The organism is Duganella sp. FT27W (genome assembly GCF_009295655.1).
Classification (GTDB): Bacteria; Pseudomonadota; Gammaproteobacteria; order Burkholderiales; family Burkholderiaceae_D; genus Rugamonas; species Rugamonas zoogloeoides.
The window spans coordinates 654,352-674,317 of the sequence record NZ_WHIV01000005.1; the positions used below are offsets into that span (position 1 = coordinate 654,352).

The following is a 19,966-nucleotide window of genomic DNA, read 5'->3' on the forward strand; positions in this document are numbered from 1 at the left end:
ACATTGCTTACAAGATAACCTCACAGTCAAAGATCAGTCGACCCGCCAATGGATCAATTCGCAAAAGAAACAATCCCTATTTCCCTCGAAGAAGAGATGCGCAAGAGCTACCTCGATTACGCCATGAGCGTGATCGTGGGCCGCGCCTTGCCGGACGTGCGCGACGGCCTCAAGCCGGTGCACCGCCGGGTCTTGTTCTCGATGCATGAATCCAACTACGTGTGGAACCGCGCTTACGTCAAGTGCGCGCGCGTGGTCGGCGACACCATGGGTAAATATCACCCGCACGGCGACGCGTCGATCTACGACACACTGGTGCGCATGGCGCAGCACTTCTCGCTGCGCTACATGCTGGTCGATGGCCAGGGCAACTTCGGTTCGGTCGATGGCGACGGCGCGGCCGCGATGCGTTACACCGAGTGCCGCCTGGCCAAGATTTCCAGCGAGCTGCTGGCCGATATCGACAAGGACACGGTCGACTTCCAGCCCAACTACGACGGCAAGGAAAAAGAACCGACCGTACTGCCTACCCGCATTCCCAACCTGCTGATCAACGGCTCGTCCGGTATCGCGGTGGGTATGGCCACCAACATCCCGCCGCACAACCTGCATGAAGTGATTGCGGGCGCGCTGCACGTGCTGCAAAATCCGCAGTGCTCGATCGACGAACTGATCGAACTGATCCCGGCGCCGGACTTCCCGACCGGCGGTATCATCTACGGCGTATCGGGCGTACGCGACGGTTACCGCACCGGCCGTGGCCGCGTGGTCATGCGCGCCAAGACCCACTACGAGGAATACGGCAAGGACGGCGGCCGCACTGCGATCATCGTCGATGAGCTGCCATACCAGGTGAACAAGAAGTCCTTGCTGGAACGTATCGCCGAGAACGTCCGCGATAAAAAGCTCGAAGGCATTTCCGACATCCGCGACGAGTCCGACAAATCGGGCATGCGCGTGGTGATCGAACTGAAACGCGGCGAAGTACCGGAAGTTGTCCTGAACAACCTGTACAAGCAAACGCAATTGCAAGACACCTTCGGCATGAACATGGTGGCGCTGGTCGATGGCCAGCCGCGCCTGCTCAACCTGAAGGAAATGCTGCAGTGCTTCCTGTCGCACCGCCGCGAAGTGGTCACGCGCCGCACCGTGTTCGAACTGCGCAAGGCGCGCGAACGCGGTCACGTGCTCGAAGGCCTCGCTGTTGCGCTGGCCAATATCGACGACTTCATTGCCCTGATCAAGGCCGCGCCTACGCCGCCGGTGGCAAAGGCGTCGCTGATGGAGCGTTCGTGGGATTCGTCGATCGTGCGCGAAATGCTGGCCCGCACCGGCGAAGGTGACACCGTGGGCGGCATCGAAGCATTCCGTCCCGAGCACCTGCCCAAGCACTACGGCATGCAGGCCGACGGCATGTACCGTCTGTCCGACGACCAGGCCCAGGAAATCCTGCAAATGCGTCTGCAGCGCCTGACCGGCCTGGAACAGGACAAGATCGTCAACGAGTACCGCGACGTGATGGCCGAAATCGCCGACCTGCTGGACATCCTGTCCAAGCCGTCGCGCGTGACCACCATCATCACCGACGAAATGACCTCGGTGGTCAACGAATTCGGCGACCGCGCCAAGGATCCGCGCCGCTCCAACATCGAACTGAACGCCACCGACCTCGGTACCGAAGATTTGATCACGCCGCAGGACATGGTGGTCACCCTGTCGCACACCGGTTACATGAAAGCGCAGCCGATTTCCGAGTACCGTTCGCAGAAACGCGGCGGTCGCGGCAAGCAGGCCATGGCGACCAAGGAAGAAGACTGGATCGACCAGCTGTTCATCGCCAACACGCACGATTACATCCTGTGCTTCTCCAACCGTGGCCGCATGTACTGGCTCAAGGTGTGGGAAGTGCCGCAAGGCTCGCGCAACTCGCGCGGCAAGCCTATTGTGAACATGTTCCCGCTGGCCGATAACGAGAAGATCACCGTGATCCTGCCGCTGTCGGGCGAGAACCGTACCTTCCCCGAAGACCATTACGTGTTCATGTCCACCAGCCTGGGCACCGTGAAAAAGACGCCGCTGAAAGACTTCAGCAATCCGCGCAAGGCCGGCATCATTGCCGTGGACCTCGACGAAGGCGACTTCCTGATCGGCGCTGCACTGACCGACGGCGAGCACGATGTGATGCTGTTCTCGGATTCCGGCAAGGCCGTGCGCTTCGACGAAAACGACGTGCGTCCGATGGGCCGCAATGCCCGTGGCGTGCGCGGCATGAACCTCGACGAAGGCCAGCGCGTGATCGCGCTGCTGGTGGCCGAGAACGAGCAGCAGTCGGTGCTCACCGCCACCGAGAACGGCTACGGCAAGCGTACCCCGATCACCGAGTACACGCGCCATGGCCGTGGCACCAAGGGCATGATCGCGATCCAGACCTCCGAGCGTAACGGCCGCGTGGTGGCCGCCACCCTGGTGGAACCGACCGACGAGATCATGCTGATCACCACCGGCGGCGTCTTGATTCGCACCCGCGTGGCGGAGATCCGCGAAATGGGCCGCGCCACGCAAGGCGTGACCCTGATCGCGGTGGAAGACGGCACCAAGCTGTCCGGCCTGCAGCGCGTAGTGGAAACCGACATCGACGAAGTGGAACTCGAGCCTGGTCCGGACGGCAAGCCAGTGGTGGCTGCCCCCGCAGTTGCCGACGCAGCTGACGGCGCCGACGCCACCGATGCCGGTGACGACAAGCCTGCCGACGACGTTCAGCCGGAGTAATTCGCAGCATCGGTCCGGACCCCAGTCCGGGCGCCACGGGGCCAGGTTATTGTGAGCAGCAGTGCGACAATAGACTGGCCCTGTTTTTTTAGGGACTCCCTATATTGATCACCAAGGAACGCAACGTGACTCACATCTATAACTTCTCCGCCGGCCCTGCCGTCCTGCCCAAGGAAGTGCTGGCGCAAGCTGCTGCCGAAATGCTGGACTGGCATGGCAGCGGCATGTCGGTGATGGAGATGAGCCACCGCGGACCGGAGTTTATTTCGATTTACAAGGCGGCCGAGCGCGACCTGCGCGAGCTGCTGGCAGTACCGGACAATTACAAGATCTTGTTCATGCAGGGCGGGGGCTTGTCCCAGAATGCCCTGATTCCGTTGAACCTGGTGGGCCACAAGCCGCAGCCAGCAACCATCGATTTCATCCACACCGGTTCGTGGTCGGGCAAATCCATCAAGGAAGCCGCCAAGTACGCCAACGTCAACATCGCCGCGTCGTCCATGACGTCGGTGCCGCCGCAGGCCGAGTGGCAGCTCACGCCCGGCGCGGCCTATCTGCACATGTGCACCAACGAGACCATCGACGGCGTGGAGTTCGACTTCGACGCCGGCGTGCCGCAGCCGCAGGAGGACGTGCTGTTCGTGGCCGACATGTCGTCGCACATCCTCTCGCGCGTGATCGACGTGGCCAAATATGGCGTGATCTTCGCCGGCGCGCAAAAGAATATCGGCCCGGCCGGATTGACCATCGTCATCGTGCGCGACGACCTGCTGGGCAAGGCGCTGCCGGCTTGCCCGTCGGCGTTCGACTTCAAGCTGGTGGCCGACAACGACTCCATGTACAACACGCCGCCCACCTACGGCATCTATATTGCCGGCCTGGTGTTCCAGTGGCTGAAAAAGAACGGCGGCGTGACAGCGATGGAAGAGCGCAATATCGCCAAGGCCAAGCTGCTGTACGCGGCGCTCGATGCCGACGATTTTTACCAGACCCGCGTGCAAGCGGCCAGCCGCTCGCGCATGAACATTCCCTTCTACCTGAAGGACGAGAGCCGGAACGACGAATTCCTGGCCGGCGCCAAGGCGCGCGGCCTGCTGCAACTGAAGGGCCACAAGTCCGTCGGCGGCATGCGCGCATCGATCTACAACGCCATGCCCATCGAAGGGGTGCAAGCCCTGGTGGACTACCTGAACGAATTCGCCGGCCGAACCGCTGGTTAACATCATGAACGACAAACTCAAACCCCTGCGCGAACAGATCGATGCGATCGACGCGCAAATCCTCGACCTGCTGAACCGCCGCGCCCAGGTGGCGCAGGAAGTTGGCCACGTCAAGGCTGAAACCAACGCCCCCGTGTTCCGTCCCGAGCGCGAAGCGCAAGTGCTGCGCGGCGTGGCCGACCGCAACCCGGGCCCGATGGGCAACGCCGAGATGCAGACCATCTTCCGCGAGATCATGTCCGCCTGCCGCTCGCTGGAAAAACGCGTCACCGTCGCCTTCCTGGGACCGGCCGGCACCTACAGCGAACAGGCCGTGTACCAGCAGTTCGGCACCGCCGTCGATGTGCTGGCATGCGCCTCGATCGACGAAGTGTTCCACGCTACCGAAGCCGGCACGGCGGACTTCGGCGTGGTCCCGGTGGAGAATTCCACCGAGGGCGCCATCGGCCGCACGCTCGACCTGCTGCTCAACACCCCGCTGACGATCAGCGGTGAAGTGGCCATCGCCGTGCGTCACAGCCTGCTCACCGGCACCGGCAACATGGATGGCGTGACCGCCATTTGCGCCCACGCCCAGGCGCTGGCGCAGTGCCAGATCTGGCTGAACAACAACTACCCGGAAATCGAACGCCGCGCCGTGTCGTCCAACGCCGAAGCGGCGCGCATGGCGCGCGACGACCACTCGGTGGCGGCGATTGCCGGCGAACGAGCCGGCGTGCGTTACAGCCTGGGTACGGTCAAGGCCAACATCCAGGACGATCCGCACAACCGCACCCGCTTTGCCGTGATCGGCACCCTGCGCACCGGCCCGTCCGGCATCGACCGCACGTCGATGGCGCTGGCGGCGCCGCACAAGGCCGGTTCCGTCTATCGTCTGCTCGGATCGCTGGCGCAGAACGGCGTGTCGATGACGCGCTTCGAATCGCGCCCGGCCCGCAACGGCAACTGGGAATACTATTTTTACGTGGACGTCGAAGGCCATATCGAAAACCCCGCCGTGGCCAAGGCGCTGGAAGAATTGCAGGGCAATGCCGCCTTCTTCAAGGTCCTCGGTTCATACCCTGTAAGCCTCACCTAATAACCGGGACCTCACAAAACCTGCTGCGCGCCTCGCTATCGCCTCTCCGTTGCTCAGCGTACCTCCGTACGCCTCCGCTACTCAAGACGATATCGAGCCGCTCGCTACGGTTTCTTGAGGTCCCTTAACGAGAGACAACCATGACCAAGAATTTCGGGCCGGAGTACGTCCGCGCCATCGCCCCTTACCAGGCCGGCAAACCGATCGCTGAAGTCGCGCGGGAATTCGGTTTGCAGGAAGACGCCATCGTCAAGCTGGCCTCCAACGAAAACCCGTTCGGCGTGCCGGAATCGGCCAGGGCCGCCATGGGCGCTGCCGCTGCCGAACTGGGTCGCTACCCCGATGCCAACGGCTTCGACCTGAAAGCCGCGCTGTCCACGCGCTACAACGTGCCGGCCGACTGGGTCACGCTGGGCAACGGCAGCAACGACATCCTGGAAATCGCTGCTCACGCATTCGTGGAGCGCGGCCAGTCGGTCGTCTATTCGCAGTATTCGTTCGCGGTGTACGCGCTGGCCACGCAGGGCGTGGGCGCGCGTCACATCGTGGTGCCGGCCAAGGCCCACGGCCATGACCTCGACGCCATGCTGGCGGCCATCGCGGACGATACGCGCCTGGTCTTCATCGCCAACCCGAACAACCCGACCGGCACCTTCATCCCTGCCGCCGAGATCGAAGCGTTCCTGCAAAAAGTGCCGGCCAACGTGGTCGTGGTGCTGGACGAGGCGTATAACGAATTCCTGGCGCAGGAACACCAGTTCGAGTCCGCCGACTGGGTGAAAAAATACCCGAACCTGCTGGTCTCGCGCACCTTCTCCAAGGCGTACGGCCTGGCCGGTTTGCGCGTGGGCTTTGCCGTCGCCCAGCCGGCGCTGACCGACCTGATGAACCGCATTCGCCAGCCGTTCAACGTCAACTCGCTGGCGCAGGCTGCCGCCGTCGCCGCGCTGAACGACAAGGAATTTTTGGCCAAGAGCGCCACCAACAACGCTGCCGGCTACCGCCAGTTCATCGAGGCGTTCGAGCAGCTTGGCCTTGAATACGTGCCGTCGTATGGCAACTTCGTGCTGGTCAAGGTGGGCAGCGACGATGGCGCCGGCGCGCGTGTCAACCTGTCGTTGTTGAAGCAGGGCGTGATCGTGCGTCCGGTCGGTAACTACGGCTTGCCCGAGTGGCTGCGCATTTCGATCGGCCTGCCGCAGGAAAATGCGGTGCTGATCGCAGCGCTGACCAAGGCGCTGGCCGAGGGCTGAGATGGCGTCCACGGCAATCAAGAAAGTCGTCATTTTTGGCGTGGGCCTGATCGGCGGCTCGTTTGCGCGGTCGCTGAAAAAAGCCGGCGTGGTGGAGACGGTCGTGGGCATGGGCCGCTCGCAGGCGTCGATGCAGCGTGCTTTGGAACTGGGCATCATCGACGTCATCGGCAGCGACATGGCGGAAGCGCTGGCTGGCGCCGACCTGGTGCTGCTGGCGGCGCCGGTGGCCCAGACCGGCGCGATCCTGGCGGCGCTGGCGCCGCACCTGCAACCGGGCACCGTGGTGACCGACGCCGGCAGCACCAAGTCGGACGTGGTGGCTGCCGCGCGCAGTGCTTTGGCAGGGAAGGTTGCGCAGTTCGTGCCGGGTCATCCCATCGCCGGACGCGAAACCAACGGCCCGGAAGCGGCAATCGACGACCTGTACGTGGGCAAAAAGGTCGTGCTGACGGCGCTGGCCGAGAACGACGCGTTTGATGTGGAACGGGTAGCGGCGGCGTGGCGCGCGTGCGGGGCCATCATCCATCGCCTGTCGCCCGAAGAACACGACAAGGTGTTTGCGGCCGTGAGCCACTTGCCGCACCTGCTGGCGTATGCGCTGGTGGATGACATCGCGAAGAAGCCGCACGCCGATTTGTTGTTCCAGTATGCAGCCAGCGGCTTCCGCGATTTTACGAGGATCGCGGGATCGTCGCCGGAAATGTGGCGCGACATCAGCCTGGCCAACCAGGCCGCGCTGCTGACCGAACTCGATGCGTACATGACGCAGCTGACCGTGCTGCGCGCAAAGCTGGCAGCCGGCGACGGCGCAGGCCTGGAACACGTGTACGGCAACGCCCAGCGCGCCCGGCACCAATGGATTACCGCGATTGAAACGGCGGAAGCGCCGCAGTCGGCGGATAAAGCGGAATAACGAGTACAGCCGGAACGTTTGATTCGTCATCCCGTAGCGGCGGACCGCCAAGACGGCATGACGGTTGAAGGGCGCGTCTCAAAACAAGGAATACCCATGAACCACGAATACATCGACCTCCAACCCGTCGCCCACGTACAGGGCACCGTGCGCCTGCCGGGCTCCAAGTCCATCTCCAACCGCATCCTGCTACTGGCCGCGCTCTCGCAGGGCGACGTCGATATCGTCGACCTGCTGGCCTCCGACGACACCGCCGTCATGCTGGCCGCATTGCGCTCGCTGGGCGTGCAGTGGACCGAAGAAGCAACTGCCACCGGCACCATCCACCACGTCAAGGGCGTGGCAGGCGTGTTGCCGAACAAGTCGGCCGACCTCTTCATGGGCAACGCCGGCACCGCGATCCGTCCCCTGACCGCCGCGCTGGCCGTGATCGGCGGCGACTATACGCTGCATGGCGTGCCGCGCATGCATGAGCGCCCGATCGAAGACCTGGTCGATGCGCTGAACGCCGCCGGCACCAATGTCGAATACACGGGCAACCCCGGCTACCCGCCGCTGCACATCAATCAGGGCAGGATCCACGCTCAGCGCCTGGCGGTGCGCGGCGACGTCTCGAGCCAGTTTTTGACGGCGCTGCTGATGGTTGCGCCGCTGATGGCGCGCGACCATGCGATCACCATCGACGTGATCGGCGAACTGATTTCCAAGCCGTATATCGAAATCACCTTGAACCTGGTGCGCCGCTTCGGCGTGCAGGTGACGCAGGACGGCTGGTCGTCGTTCACGATCGAGCCGGGCCAGGTATACCAGTCGCCGGGCACCATCCACGTCGAGGGCGATGCGTCGTCGGCGTCGTATTTCCTCGCGGCCGGCGCCATCGGCGGCGGGCCGGTGCGGGTGGAGGGCGTGGGTCGGCAGAGCATCCAGGGCGATGTGCGCTTTGCCGCCGCGCTCGAGCAGATGGGTGCGACGATTGTCATGGGCGACAACTGGATCGAGGCCAGCAGCAATGGCCCGTTGAAAGCGATCGACGCCGACTTTAACCACATTCCCGACGCAGCCATGACGATCGCGATTGCCGCCCTGTACGCGGACGGCACCAGCACCTTGCGCAATATCGCCAGCTGGCGCGTGAAGGAAACCGACCGCATCGCCGCCATGGCCACCGAGCTGCGCAAGCTGGGCGCCGTGGTGGAAGAGGGCGCCGATTACCTGACAGTGACGCCGCCAGCCGTCCTCGCTCCTGCTACTATCGATACCTACGACGATCACCGCATGGCGATGTGCTTCTCGCTGGCATCGCTCGACGGCGCCGCGCGCAAGGGCACCACGGTGCGCATCAACGATCCCAAGTGCGTCGGCAAAACTTTCCCTGAATATTTCGCTGCATTTGCGGCGATTGCAAAATAGTAAACACATGCCAACATCCCAGATTCCAGTCATCACCATCGACGGGCCCACCGCATCCGGCAAGGGTACTGTCGCCCATCGCGTTGCCGATAAGCTCGGCTTCCATTACCTGGATTCGGGCGCGCTCTATCGCCTGACGGCGTTGTCCGCGCTGCGGCGCGACACCGACCTGGCCGACGAGCACGCACTGGCCAAGCTGGCCGAGCACCTGCAATGCAGCTTCCAGGGCGAGCACATCCTGCTGGGCCACGAGGACGTGAGCGACGCCATTCGCGCCGAGGTGGTGGGTAATACGGCGTCTAAGATTGCGACGTTCCCGGCCGTGCGCCATGCGCTGGTGGGGCTGCAACTGGGTTTCCGCAAGGCGCCGGGCGTGGTGGCGGACGGGCGCGACATGGGCTCGGTGATCTTCCCGCACGCGCCGCTCAAGGTGTTTTTGACAGCAAGTGTTGCGGCACGGGCCGAACGTCGCTACAAGCAATTGATCGGCAAAGGAATTTCTGCTAGGATGGAAGACCTGCTGATGGATTTGCAGGCGCGGGACGACCGGGATACGAACCGGGCCATCGCGCCACTGGTCCCTGCCGCAGGTGCGCATGTGCTGGAAACATCGAATATGACCGCTGACGAAGCGGTCGCGCAGGTGTTGCAGTGGTATGCCGCTGTAGTGCATAAGCATTAAGTAGTATGTTTTTGGTAAGGTGTCTGGCCGCTCTGCGGCCTAGACGTGTTTCAACCCTAACCCAACTGAAGTCGCATATCGCGAGCCTTGTTGGCAAACCTGGAAGTTACAATGTCTAATATGGAAAGTTTTGCAGCCCTCTTCGAAGAATCCCTGTCGCGTCAAGACATGCGTTCGGGCGAAGTGATCTCGGCTGAAGTCGTTCGTCTGGATCACAACTTCGTGATCGTGAACGCCGGCCTGAAATCGGAAGCATTCATCCCTGTTGAAGAATTCAAGAATGACCAAGGCGAACTGGAAGTCAAAGTAGGCGACTTCGTTTCCGTGGCCATCGAATCGCTGGAAAATGGTTTCGGCGATACCATCCTGTCGCGCGACAAAGCCAAGCGTCTGGCTTCGTGGCTGGCACTGGAAAAAGCCATGGAGTCGGGCGAGATCGTCGTCGGCACCGTGAACGGTAAAGTCAAAGGCGGCCTGACCGTCCTGACCAACGGCATCCGCGCATTCCTGCCGGGTTCGCTGGTTGACACCCGTCCAGTCAAGGACACCACCCCATTCGAAGGCAAAACCCTCGAATTCAAAGTTATCAAACTGGACCGCAAGCGTAACAACGTGGTTCTGTCGCGTCGCGCCGTCATCGAAGCTTCGATGGGCGAAGAGCGTCAGAAACTGATGGAAACGCTGAAAGAAGGCACTGTAGTGACCGGCGTTGTGAAAAACATCACCGACTACGGCGCGTTCGTGGACCTGGGCGGCATCGACGGCCTGCTGCACATCACCGACCTGGCATGGCGTCGTGTGCGTCACCCATCGGAAGTCCTGACCGTTGGTCAAGAGATCACCGCTAAAGTCCTGAAATACGATCAAGAGAAAAACCGTGTTTCGCTGGGCGTGAAACAACTGGGCGACGATCCTTGGACCGGTCTGTCCCGTCGTTACCCACAAGGCACCCGTCTGTTCGGTAAAGTAACGAACCTCACCGACTACGGCGCGTTCGTTGAAGTGGAACAAGGTATCGAAGGCCTGGTACACGTTTCCGAAATGGACTGGACCAACAAAAACGTCGCTCCAAACAAAGTTGTCCAACTGGGCGACGAAGTAGAAGTGATGGTTCTGGAAATCGACGAAGAGCGTCGTCGTATTTCGCTGGGCATGAAACAGTGCAAAGCCAACCCATGGGACGACTTCGGTGTTACCCACAAGAAGGGTGACAAAGTCCGCGGCGCGATCAAATCGATCACCGACTTCGGCGTGTTCATCGGCCTGGCTGGCAACATCGACGGCCTGGTACACCTGTCCGACCTGTCGTGGACCGAGTCCGGCGAAGAAGCCGTGCGCAAGTTCAAGAAAGGTGACGAACTGGAAGCCATCGTTCTGGCCATCGACGTTGAGCGCGAGCGCGTTTCCCTGGGCGTCAAGCAGCTGGAAGGCGACCCATTCAACAACTTCGCAGCCATGAACGACAAAGGTTCGCTGGTTAACGGTACCGTTAAATCGGTTGAGCCTAAAGGCGCCGTGATCCAGCTGTCGGAAGAAGTCGAAGGCTACCTGCGCGCTTCGGAAATCTCGCGTGACCGCGTGGAAGATGCTGGCACCCACCTGAAAGTCGGCGACGCCGTCGAAGCTCTGGTGATCAACATCGACCGTAAAGCACGTTCGATCCAGCTGTCGATCAAAGCGAAAGACAACGCAGAAACCGCAGAAGCAATGAAGTCGATGGCTTCGGACAGCAGCGCAGCTTCGGGCACCACCAGCCTGGGCGCACTGCTGAAAGCCAAGTTCGATAACAAGAACTAAGTAACACTGAACCAGTCGATGACTAAGTCCGAACTCATCAACCGCCTGGCTGAGCGTTATTCTCAGCTGGTGGCCAAGGATGCGGAGTACGCGGTCAAGACCATCCTCGACGCGATGACCAACGCCCTGGCGACTGGTCAACGCATCGAGATCCGTGGTTTTGGCAGCTTTGCCCTCAACAGCCGGCCGCCACGCATCGGGCGTAACCCCAAGTCGGGTGACAAGGTGATGGTGCCTGAAAAACGGGTGCCCCACTTCAAACCCGGCAAGCAGTTGCGCGAGCGGGTCGACGCGATGGTCGGGCAACCGATCATCGAGGACTGAGGTTGTGACGGTTTAAATGAAAAAGCGGCGTCCTCGGATGCCGCTTTTTTTTTAGCGGTTCTAATGCCATACTGGCGCTCTTGGAAAATCCGATCAGGAATCAGGCTGATGAAATTTGTATCCACCCTCGTTGGACTCGTTCTATTCGTCCTGTTTTTTGGCTTCGCCCTGAAAAATACGCAGGAAGTCGATCTGCACCTGTTTCTCCACTATGAGCTGCGCGGCCCGCTGGTGCTGATGCTGCTCGGGTGTTTCGTGGCCGGCGCCGTGCTTGGCGTGCTGGCGTTGACGCCCACGGTGTTTCGTTATCGCCGCGAAACCAATAAACACAAATCCACCATCACGACGATGCAAACGACGGCGCAGCGGGCCAATGCCCAGCCACAGCCCGACAGCGTCCTCGCTCCCTGAGTTGTACCTCCTTCGTCTCACGCAAAGAATAAAGCATGGAATTTGAACTCTTCTGGTTGCTGGGTATCCCGGTCTTCTTCGGCCTTGGCTGGCTGGCGGCGCGGGTCGATATCCGTCAATTGATGGCCGAATCGCGCACCCTGCCGCGCGGCTACTTCAAGGGCCTGAACCTGCTGCTCAACGACCAGCCGGACAAGGCGATCGACGCCTTTATCGAGATCGTGCGGCTGGACCCGGAATCGGCCGACATGCACTTCGCGCTCGGTAACCTGTTCCGCCGCCGTGGCGAGACCGAGCGCGCCATCCGTGTGCACCAGAACCTGCTGGCGCGCCCGGACCTGCCGCAGGAACAAAAGGAGCACGCCGAATACGAACTCGGTATCGATTACCTGAAAGCGGGTCTGCTGGACCGCGCCGAGGAAACCTTCAACCGCCTGATCAACGGCCAGTACGGCGCCCAGGCCCGCCGCCAGTTGCTGGAGATCTTCCAGCGCGAAAAAGAGTGGCCGCGCGCGATCGAAGCGGCCATGGGCCTGCAGGAATCGGGCGCCGGTTCGCGTCAAAAGGAAATCGCGCAGTTCTACTGCGAGATGGCGCAGGACGCGCTGGTGCACCTGCACGTGGACCAGGCCGAGGAACTGCTGGACAAGTCGCTGGCGGCCGACCGCAACAACGTGCGCGCCACACTGCTCACCGGCGACGCCCAGCTGACCAAGGGTGACGTCGAAGGCGCGCTGCTGACCTGGCGCCGCGTGGAGCAGATCAGCGTGCCGCACACGGCGCTGGTGGCCCAGCGCATGATGGACGGCTACCGCAAGGTGGGCCGGCCGCAGGAAGGCGTCAACCTTTTGAAATCGTACCTGGAGCAGGCGTCGTCGATCGACCTGCTTGAAGTGGTGTACAAGGAAGTGATGGAACTGCACGGCGTGGCCGAGGCCAAGGAACTGGTGGTCAACGAGCTGCGTCGCACGCCGACCCTGCTGGGCCTTGACCGCCTGCTCGAAGCACGTCTGGTCGATGCACCGGCGTCGATCGTCTCCGAGCTGTCGATGGTGAAGAACCTGGTGCACGGCTACACGCAAAAGCTGGCGCGCTACCAGTGCAGCCATTGCGGCTTCAAGGCGCGCCAGTTCTACTGGCAGTGCCCCGGTTGCAGCCGCTGGGAGACCTACCCGCCGCGCCGTACCGAAGAACTCAACGTGATGAATTAACGATGGCTAACGAGATTACCACTGACAGCGCGCCGGCATTGAACACGGTGCGCATCCTGATCGTGGGCGACGTCATGCTGGACCGCTACTGGTTCGGCGACGTCAACCGCATTTCGCCGGAAGCACCGGTACCGATCGTGCGCGTGAATCATCGCGAAGCGCGCCTGGGCGGCGCCGCCAACGTGGCGCGCAACGCCGCCGCCCTCGGCGCGCACACGGCCCTGCTGGGCGTGGTGGGCGCCGACGAAGCGGGCACCGAAGTGGAGCAGATGCTCGAGAGCGGCGGCATTCACAGCTACCTGCAGCGCGACGATGCGATTTCCACCATCGTCAAGCTGCGCGTGATCGGTCGCCAGCAGCAAATGGTGCGCATCGACTTCGAGGAAGCGCCCACCGACACGGTGCTGCGCGACAAGCTCGAACAATTCAAGACCCTGCTGCACGACTACGACGTGATCGTGCTGTCGGACTACGCCAAGGGCAGCCTGGTGGCCGTGGCCGACATGATCGCCTCGGCGCGCGCGGCCGGCAAGGTGGTGATGGTCGATCCGAAAGGCGACGATTTTTCGCGCTACGCGGGCGCCACCGTGCTGACGCCAAACAAGTCCGAAATGCGCCAGATCGTCGGCACCTGGTCCAGCGAAGAACAGCTGACCGCCAAGGCCCAGCAACTGCGCGCCGACCTGCGTTTGGACGCCTTGCTGCTCACCCGCTCGGAAGAGGGCATGACCCTGTACACGGACGGCGAGCAATACCACATGCCAGCGGCCGCGCGCGAAGTGTTCGACGTCTCGGGCGCAGGCGACACCGTGATCGCCACCATGGCCTGCATGCTGGGCGCGGGCGCCGGCTGGAAAGACGCGGTGCAGACGGCCAATCGCGCCGGCGGTATCGTGGTCGGTAAGCTGGGTACGGCGACGGTGACGCGCGAAGAGCTTTTCGGCTGACATGGCCGCTTGGCTGGCTGCGTTGATTGGCATACTCACTCCGCCGGCTTGTGACTGCGCCGTTAAGCTGAGGTCGCTCAATATGGCTGCGCCGGCTTGAGCTTCCTCAACCGGGCGGGTCAACTTGGCGCAAGCGCTGGCGTTAGGGAGTGTGCAGGGTGCGATGGTCGCTCCTGCATCAACCCTAACGGAGAATGTCATGTTGAAGAAACTCATGCTCGTGGTCGCCGCGCTCGTGGCAACGATGAACTTCGCTTTCGCCCAGGTGGACGTCAACAAGGCCGACGCGGCCGCGCTCGACAGCGTCAACGGCATCGGCCCGGCCAAGTCCAAGGCCATCCTGGAAGAGCGCAAGAAGGGCGAATTCAAGGACTGGAACGATTTCCAGCAGCGGGTAAAAGGCGTGGGCGAGAAGAACGCGCTCAAGCTGTCGGCAGCGGGGCTGGTGGTCAATGGCAAGGGCAAGGATGGCGCGGCAGTGGCGGCCGGCACGCCGGCCAAGCCTAAGGCTGCCGCCAAGTAAATAGTACCGTCATCCCCGCCTGGGCGGCGGTTCGCCGAGGCGGGATGATGGTTGTCAGCTCAAGGTCGTCATGAAAATTTCCCGCATCCTCCACGCCGGCTACGTCTTCGAGTCCGGCGGCACGCAAATCCTGTTCGACCCCATTGTCGAAAATCCGTTCAGCCGCAATTGCCACGCGTTTCCCGATGTCCGTTTCGACCTGGACCAGGTCCGGCAGCTCACGCCCGACGCCATCTTCATCTCGCACTTCCACGACGACCACTGCTCGTTCGACAGCCTGCACCTGCTGCCGCGCACCACGCCCGTGTACCTGTACTGCCTGTTCGACGAGCTGTTTGCCATGTTGCGCGAACTCGGTTTCAGCAACGTGCAGCCACTGGCGATCGACCAGCCGGTACAGGTGGGCGGGTTCGAAATCATCGCCCGCCGCGCGCTCGACGACGAAGTCGATTCCATGTTCCACATCCGCGCCGAAGGCCTGAATATCCTCAACGTGGTCGATGCATGGATGGACCCCGAAACGCTGGAGCAGTTGAAGCAATACGCGCCGTGGGACATGGTGCTGTGGCCATTCCAGACCATGCGCGAAGTGGACGTGATCGCGCCGTTGCGCACCTGTGGCAATGAGACGGCAGCGGCGCCGGCACCCGCATGCGCGCCGGCGTTAGCCAGCGTGCGTGCAGTGCCACCGCCTGCCACGCCGGCGGTGGCGCTGCCTGAAGACTGGCCCGAACAATTACAGGCACTGGCCCCGCGCTACGTGGTGCCCAGCTCGTGCCAGTTCGTGCAGGAGCCATGGTCGTGGTACAACCACGCCATGTTCCCGATCACCTACCGCCAGTTTGCGCAGGAGGTGGGCGCCTGGCTGCCCAATGCGCAAGTGGTGCGCATCAATCCCTCGGTCGCATTCGAGCTGAGCGCGCAGGATTTGACGCCGGCCGCGCCGCTGCCGTGGGTGCTGCCGGTGGGCGACCAGGATGTCGATTTCGAGTACGACCCGGCCATCACGCCGCCACCGACCGCCGACATCTCACGCCGCTTTGCCGCGCTCACCGCCGAGCAAATGGCGCTGGTGCAGGACTTCTGCCAGCGTGGCCTGCTGCAAAAATATGAAGAGATGGAGCTGCCCGACGACAGCTATTTTATCGAGCCGCGCATCTGGCAGCTGACTGTCTATGACCACGACGGGGCAGGGCAACGCTTCCGCTATCGTATTCACGGTGATCGCATCGCACGCGACCACATCGAAGCCAGCAGCATCGAACACGATCGCATCGAAGCCAGCCGAATCGCAGGGGACGGAGGCGAGAGCATTGAACGTGACCGCCTCGAAGCCGACAGCCTCGAAGCCGCAAGCATCGCGCCGGCCGATGCGCCATCGCTTGGCTGGACCACCGAAATCCCCGCCGCCAAACTGTACGCCGGCCTGGCGCTGGGCGAGTCGCTGACGTCGATGTACGTGCGCATTGCCGGTGCGCCGGCAGATGCCGACATCGCCGACGACCCACTGATCCGCTGCCTGTTCAACGACGCCTTCGGCGCGTACCAGGCCGCGCAATTACGGCGACTGAAGGAGGCCGCATGAAATGTATCGTTCCGACGTTGGCGCCTGCATTAGCCTGCACGCTACGGATAAACGAGGTCTCCAGGCCTGTAAAACCATCATCGTTACATTGACTGCAATACAGTACGCCGGCGTGTGCTGCATCGAATGGTTTGAGGAGAATCCCGTGGTAACAATTCTTGTTGTATTGCTGTTTGCGCCTGCGATCGTGGCCCTTGCCATGTGTGCTTACTACATGTTGCGCCTCATGCGGAGCGAGAGTTGGGCTGCCACCGGAAACAAGCTGTCGATCGGCTTTCTGGGGCCGTTGGCGGCCTTTTCCCCCAAGGCGATGTCGCAGGAGTCGCGAAAATACTTTGCCAGGTTTTTGGCCTGGGGGCTATTTTTCGCCGTTTATCTCACGTTGTTGGTAGTGCAGTTCTCTAAAAACGCCTGACCGCGTGAGCGTGATGCGCTGCGGAGCCTCTGTCTCGCGGCCAAGCGTTACGAACTTTACCCGCCGCGCTTGTCGGCCGGCAGATTCGCCAGAAACTGGTGAATCTGCGACACCACCGCCGCACCTTCGCCCACGGCGGCTGCCACCCGCTTGGTGGACGCGGCGCGCACGTCGCCGATGGCAAATACGCCCGGCACGCTGGTTTCCAGCGCCGCACGGCTGGGCATGTCGCGCGGATAGACGCCGTTTTCGAAGTTGGCGCGGCATTGCGCCTTGGCGACGTCGAAACCGGTGCGGATGAAGCCGTGGTCGTCCACGTCCACGCCGCAGTCGCTGAGCCACGCGGTGTTGGGATCGGCGCCGATGAACAGGAACACGCGGCACACATCGTAGTCGGTTTCCTGTTCGGTTTTGGCGTTACGCACGCGGATCTGTTTCAGGCCGTCGTCGTTGCCTTCCAGCGCCACGATTTCGCTGTGGGTGTGCAGCTCGATATTGGCCGTGGCTTCGATGCGCTCGATCAGGTAGCTCGACATGGTGGCGGCCAGGCTGTCGCGGCGGATCAATATATGCACCTTGGACGCATGGCCCGACAGGAATACGGCAGCCTGGCCGGCCGAGTTGCCGCCGCCGACCAGCACGATTTCTTCCGAGCGGCACAGCTTGGCCTCGATCGGTGACGCCCAGTAGTAAACACCCTTGCCCTCGAACTGCTTGAGGTTGGCCAGCGACGGCCGGCGGTAGCGCGCGCCGCACGACAGCACCACGGTGCGCGCCTTGAGCTTCTGGTAGCTGCCGCACATTTCCACTTGCAGCGGCCAGGTGTCGCAGATCAGGCGGCCGGTGGGGGCGGGAATGGCGATTTCCACGCCGAACTTCTGCGCCTGCACGTACGCACGGCCGGCCAGCGCACCGCCCGAGATGCCAGTGGGGAAACCCAGGTAGTTTTCGATACGGGCGCTGGCGCCGGCCTGACCGCCGTAGGCGCGCGTTTCCAGCGCCAGCACCGACAGCCCTTCGGATGCGGCATACACGGCGGTGGCCAGGCCGGCCGGCCCGGCGCCCACCACGATCACATCCCACACCTTGTCTTCGCTCAGTTCGGGCAGCATGCCCAGGCAGCGGCCCATGTCCACCGTGGTGGGGTTTTTCTTGATGGCGCCGTCGGGGCAGACCACCAGCGGCAGGTCGTCGCCGCTGGCCTGGTGCAGGGCGATCAGGTCGGCCGCGCGCGGATCTTCGGCCGGGTCGATCACGCTGTACGGGTGGCCATTGGCCGACAGGAAGCTTTGCAGCGCGTGTACCCGGCCCTGGCTGCGCGCGCCGATGATGGTGGGGCCGCCCGAGTTCTGCTCGATCAGGCCCACCCGGCGCAGGATCAATGCCCGCACGATGCGCTCGCCCAGGTCGGCATGTGCGACCAGCAAGGCGCGCAGCGATTCCGGCGGCACCACCAGCACGTCGGTGGTGCCAGCTGCGTAACCGTTGGCCAGCGGCGCCCGGCCTGACAGTTGCGCCACCTCGCCGGCGAACTGGCCGACGGTGTGGGTGATGAACAGCAGCGGGTCGTCGAGGCCGTTGGTGCGGTACATGGCAATTGCGCCCTTGAGCACCAGCATCAGGCCGTAGCAGGTTTTGCCTGCTTCAATCACCGGTTCGCCGTCCTGGTACGTGCGCGCCTGGCCGAAGCGCAGCATGTGCTTGATGTCGCCGGGGCTCAGCGTAGGGAAGATCTGGTAGCCGCGTTTTTCCAGGTCGAGCGTGGGAGCGGACGCGGCAGCCGTGGCCGTGGAAGCCAGGGCGTCGTGCGTTTCTGCGGCGATGGGGTCGAGCGGGGAGATGGCCATGATGTGGAAAGAAGTGGGTGCGCCGGGGTGGCGATTGGATGGAAGTCTAGCGCAAGGCGTGGCGTGCGTGTGAAGAGTTGGCGCGCCTTAACCTTTCGGGAGGGGCCATCGTGGTGCTTGCAATACACGCAAGCCCAACTCGGATTAAAATGGCTGTTCTGACGCACTCACCGACAAAGAAAACGATGGCTTACAAGACTCTGGAAGATACGATCGGCAATACGCCGCTGGTGCAGCTGACCCGCCTGCCGGGCGCTGAGGCAGCGGCACGCAACAACATCATTTTGGGCAAGCTCGAAGGCAATAACCCGGCCGGTTCGGTCAAGGACCGCGCGGCCATGTCCATGCTCAAGCGCGCCGAGGAACGCGGCGACATCAAGCCCGGCGATACGCTGATCGAAGCGACCAGCGGCAACACCGGCATCGCGCTGGCCATGGCGGCTGCGCTGCGCGGCTACAAGATGCTGCTGCTGATGCCGGAAAACCTCAGCGTGGAACGGCGCCAGAGCATGGCCGCCTATGGCGCCCAGATCATGCTTACACCCAAGACCGGCGGCATGGAATACGCACGCGACATGGCCGAACAATTGCAAAAGGACGGCAAGGGCATCATCCTCGACCAGTTCGGCAACCAGGACAATGCGCGTGCCCACTACGACAGCACCGGCCCCGAAATCTGGCGCGACACCGAAGGCCGCGTCACGCATTTTGTGAGCGCCATGGGCACGACTGGAACCATCATGGGCGTGTCGCGCTACCTGAAAGAACAAAACCCGGGCGTGCAGATCATCGGCGCCGAGCCGGAAGAAGGTTCATCGATACCCGGCATCCGCAAATGGCCGGAAGCCTATCTGCCGAAGATCTACGATCGCACGCGGGTGGACAAGGTGGAATCGGTTTCGCAGGCGGCAGCCGAACGCATGGCGCGCCGGATGGCGGCGGAAGAGGGGATTTTTTGCGGAATTTCGGCAGCGGGCGCCTGCGAGATCGCACTGCGCCTGTCGCAAACGGTGGAAAACGCGACGATCGTGTTCATCGTCTGCGACCGTGGTGACCGCTACCTGTCAACCGGTGTGTTCCCGGCCTGATATAGAACGTTGATGCAGAAACTTAAAGCAAACAATCCCGCGCCCCTGGATAAGGGGCCGGGATGATGTGACCACCGGGGTGAATTAACCCTGGCTGCCCGAACCGGAATCGACCGGATCTTTTGGTTTGAACTGTTTGTCGCTGATGCGGAACTTGTTGCGGCGATCGCCCATCAAGTAACGCAGGTCGCGAATGCTCAGATCGCTCACTTCGTGCATGCGAATCAGCAGCGAGGCGCCGACCGGCAGACGGTGGTGACGAATTTTCGAGATCACCGGCGGCGCAACTTCCAGCGCGCGCGACAAGGCCGCATCGTTTTTCAGACGCAGGTTCTCGATCAGGGTATCGAGCAGGCGGTTGGGATTGTATTGCAGCAGGTCATCGCCATCCGCATCGTTGTTCATATCTATGCCGACTTGGTTTGTCATGATTTCGTCTTTTCCTTCTGTAAAGTTGTCCTGCTAAGTACAACACTCGGAGCTCGCTTTG

18 protein-coding genes are annotated in these 19,966 nt (G+C 62.4%); 16 read left to right on the forward strand and 2 right to left on the reverse strand.

The features are described from left to right. The first annotated feature begins 48 nt into the window (after positions 1-48). From gyrA to F8197_RS24920, 15 genes are all read left to right on the forward strand, one after another. Positions 49-2,769, forward strand: a complete 2,721-nt coding sequence (gene gyrA, locus F8197_RS24850; RefSeq protein ID WP_152884353.1) for a DNA gyrase subunit A — start codon at positions 49-51, stop codon at positions 2,767-2,769. Between the two features lie 125 nt (positions 2,770-2,894). Beyond that, the gene (gene serC / locus F8197_RS24855) at positions 2,895-3,989 is read left to right on the forward strand and encodes a 3-phosphoserine/phosphohydroxythreonine transaminase (protein ID WP_373996972.1); all 1,095 of its coding nucleotides are present in this window, start codon (positions 2,895-2,897) and stop codon (positions 3,987-3,989) included. A gap of 4 nt (positions 3,990-3,993) precedes the next feature. Then, positions 3,994-5,067 (forward strand): prephenate dehydratase, encoded by a 1,074-nt coding sequence (pheA, locus tag F8197_RS24860; RefSeq protein ID WP_152884357.1) that lies wholly within the window; start codon positions 3,994-3,996, stop codon positions 5,065-5,067. A 140-nt stretch (positions 5,068-5,207) separates the two neighbouring features. Beyond that, positions 5,208-6,320 (forward strand): histidinol-phosphate transaminase, encoded by a 1,113-nt coding sequence (gene hisC / locus F8197_RS24865; RefSeq protein ID WP_152884359.1) that lies wholly within the window; start codon positions 5,208-5,210, stop codon positions 6,318-6,320. 1 nt (position 6,321) lies between these two features. Beyond that, positions 6,322-7,236 (forward strand): prephenate dehydrogenase/arogenate dehydrogenase family protein, encoded by a 915-nt coding sequence (locus tag F8197_RS24870; protein ID WP_152884362.1) that lies wholly within the window; start codon positions 6,322-6,324, stop codon positions 7,234-7,236. A 96-nt stretch (positions 7,237-7,332) separates the two neighbouring features. After that, positions 7,333-8,646, forward strand: coding sequence for a 3-phosphoshikimate 1-carboxyvinyltransferase (gene aroA, locus F8197_RS24875; protein WP_152884364.1), 1,314 nt, complete (start codon positions 7,333-7,335; stop codon positions 8,644-8,646). 7 nt (positions 8,647-8,653) lie between these two features. Next, on the forward strand, positions 8,654-9,328 hold the full coding sequence (cmk, locus tag F8197_RS24880; RefSeq protein ID WP_152884366.1) for a (d)CMP kinase: 675 nt from the start codon (positions 8,654-8,656) through the stop codon (positions 9,326-9,328). Positions 9,329-9,448: 120 nt separating this feature from the next. Next, complete coding sequence (gene rpsA / locus F8197_RS24885) at positions 9,449-11,125, forward strand: 30S ribosomal protein S1 (RefSeq protein WP_019921781.1); 1,677 nt, start codon at positions 9,449-9,451, stop codon at positions 11,123-11,125. 18 nt (positions 11,126-11,143) lie between these two features. Further along, positions 11,144-11,449 (forward strand): integration host factor subunit beta, encoded by a 306-nt coding sequence (locus F8197_RS24890; RefSeq protein ID WP_008446215.1) that lies wholly within the window; start codon positions 11,144-11,146, stop codon positions 11,447-11,449. 108 nt (positions 11,450-11,557) lie between these two features. Continuing rightward, complete coding sequence (locus F8197_RS24895; protein ID WP_019921782.1) at positions 11,558-11,860, forward strand: lipopolysaccharide assembly LapA domain-containing protein; 303 nt, start codon at positions 11,558-11,560, stop codon at positions 11,858-11,860. A 35-nt stretch (positions 11,861-11,895) separates the two neighbouring features. Beyond that, positions 11,896-13,071, forward strand: coding sequence for a lipopolysaccharide assembly protein LapB (lapB, locus tag F8197_RS24900; protein WP_152884367.1), 1,176 nt, complete (start codon positions 11,896-11,898; stop codon positions 13,069-13,071). Positions 13,072-13,073: 2 nt separating this feature from the next. Beyond that, positions 13,074-14,018, forward strand: a complete 945-nt coding sequence (rfaE1, locus tag F8197_RS24905; protein ID WP_152884369.1) for a D-glycero-beta-D-manno-heptose-7-phosphate kinase — start codon at positions 13,074-13,076, stop codon at positions 14,016-14,018. Between the two features lie 199 nt (positions 14,019-14,217). After that, a complete protein-coding gene (locus tag F8197_RS24910) occupies positions 14,218-14,541 on the forward strand; it encodes a DUF655 domain-containing protein (protein WP_152884371.1) in 324 nt (107 codons plus the stop codon). A gap of 70 nt (positions 14,542-14,611) precedes the next feature. Continuing rightward, positions 14,612-16,126, forward strand: coding sequence for an MBL fold metallo-hydrolase (locus F8197_RS24915; protein WP_152884373.1), 1,515 nt, complete (start codon positions 14,612-14,614; stop codon positions 16,124-16,126). 1 nt (position 16,127) lies between these two features. Further along, complete coding sequence (locus tag F8197_RS24920; protein WP_152884375.1) at positions 16,128-16,541, forward strand: hypothetical protein; 414 nt, start codon at positions 16,128-16,130, stop codon at positions 16,539-16,541. A gap of 56 nt (positions 16,542-16,597) precedes the next feature. Here the strand turns inward: F8197_RS24920 and F8197_RS24925 are convergent, their stop codons facing one another. Beyond that, a complete protein-coding gene (locus tag F8197_RS24925) occupies positions 16,598-18,388 on the reverse strand; it encodes a cyclic nucleotide-binding domain-containing thioredoxin-disulfide reductase (RefSeq protein WP_152884376.1) in 1,791 nt (596 codons plus the stop codon). Positions 18,389-18,573: 185 nt separating this feature from the next. Here F8197_RS24925 and cysM point away from each other — a divergent pair, with 185 nt between their 5' ends. Further along, the gene (gene cysM / locus F8197_RS24930) at positions 18,574-19,476 is read left to right on the forward strand and encodes a cysteine synthase CysM (protein ID WP_019921789.1); all 903 of its coding nucleotides are present in this window, start codon (positions 18,574-18,576) and stop codon (positions 19,474-19,476) included. A gap of 84 nt (positions 19,477-19,560) precedes the next feature. Here cysM and F8197_RS24935 read toward each other — a convergent pair whose 3' ends face one another. Next, complete coding sequence (locus F8197_RS24935) at positions 19,561-19,905, reverse strand: hypothetical protein (RefSeq protein ID WP_026637273.1); 345 nt, start codon at positions 19,903-19,905, stop codon at positions 19,561-19,563. Between the last annotated feature and the right edge of the window lie 61 nt (positions 19,906-19,966).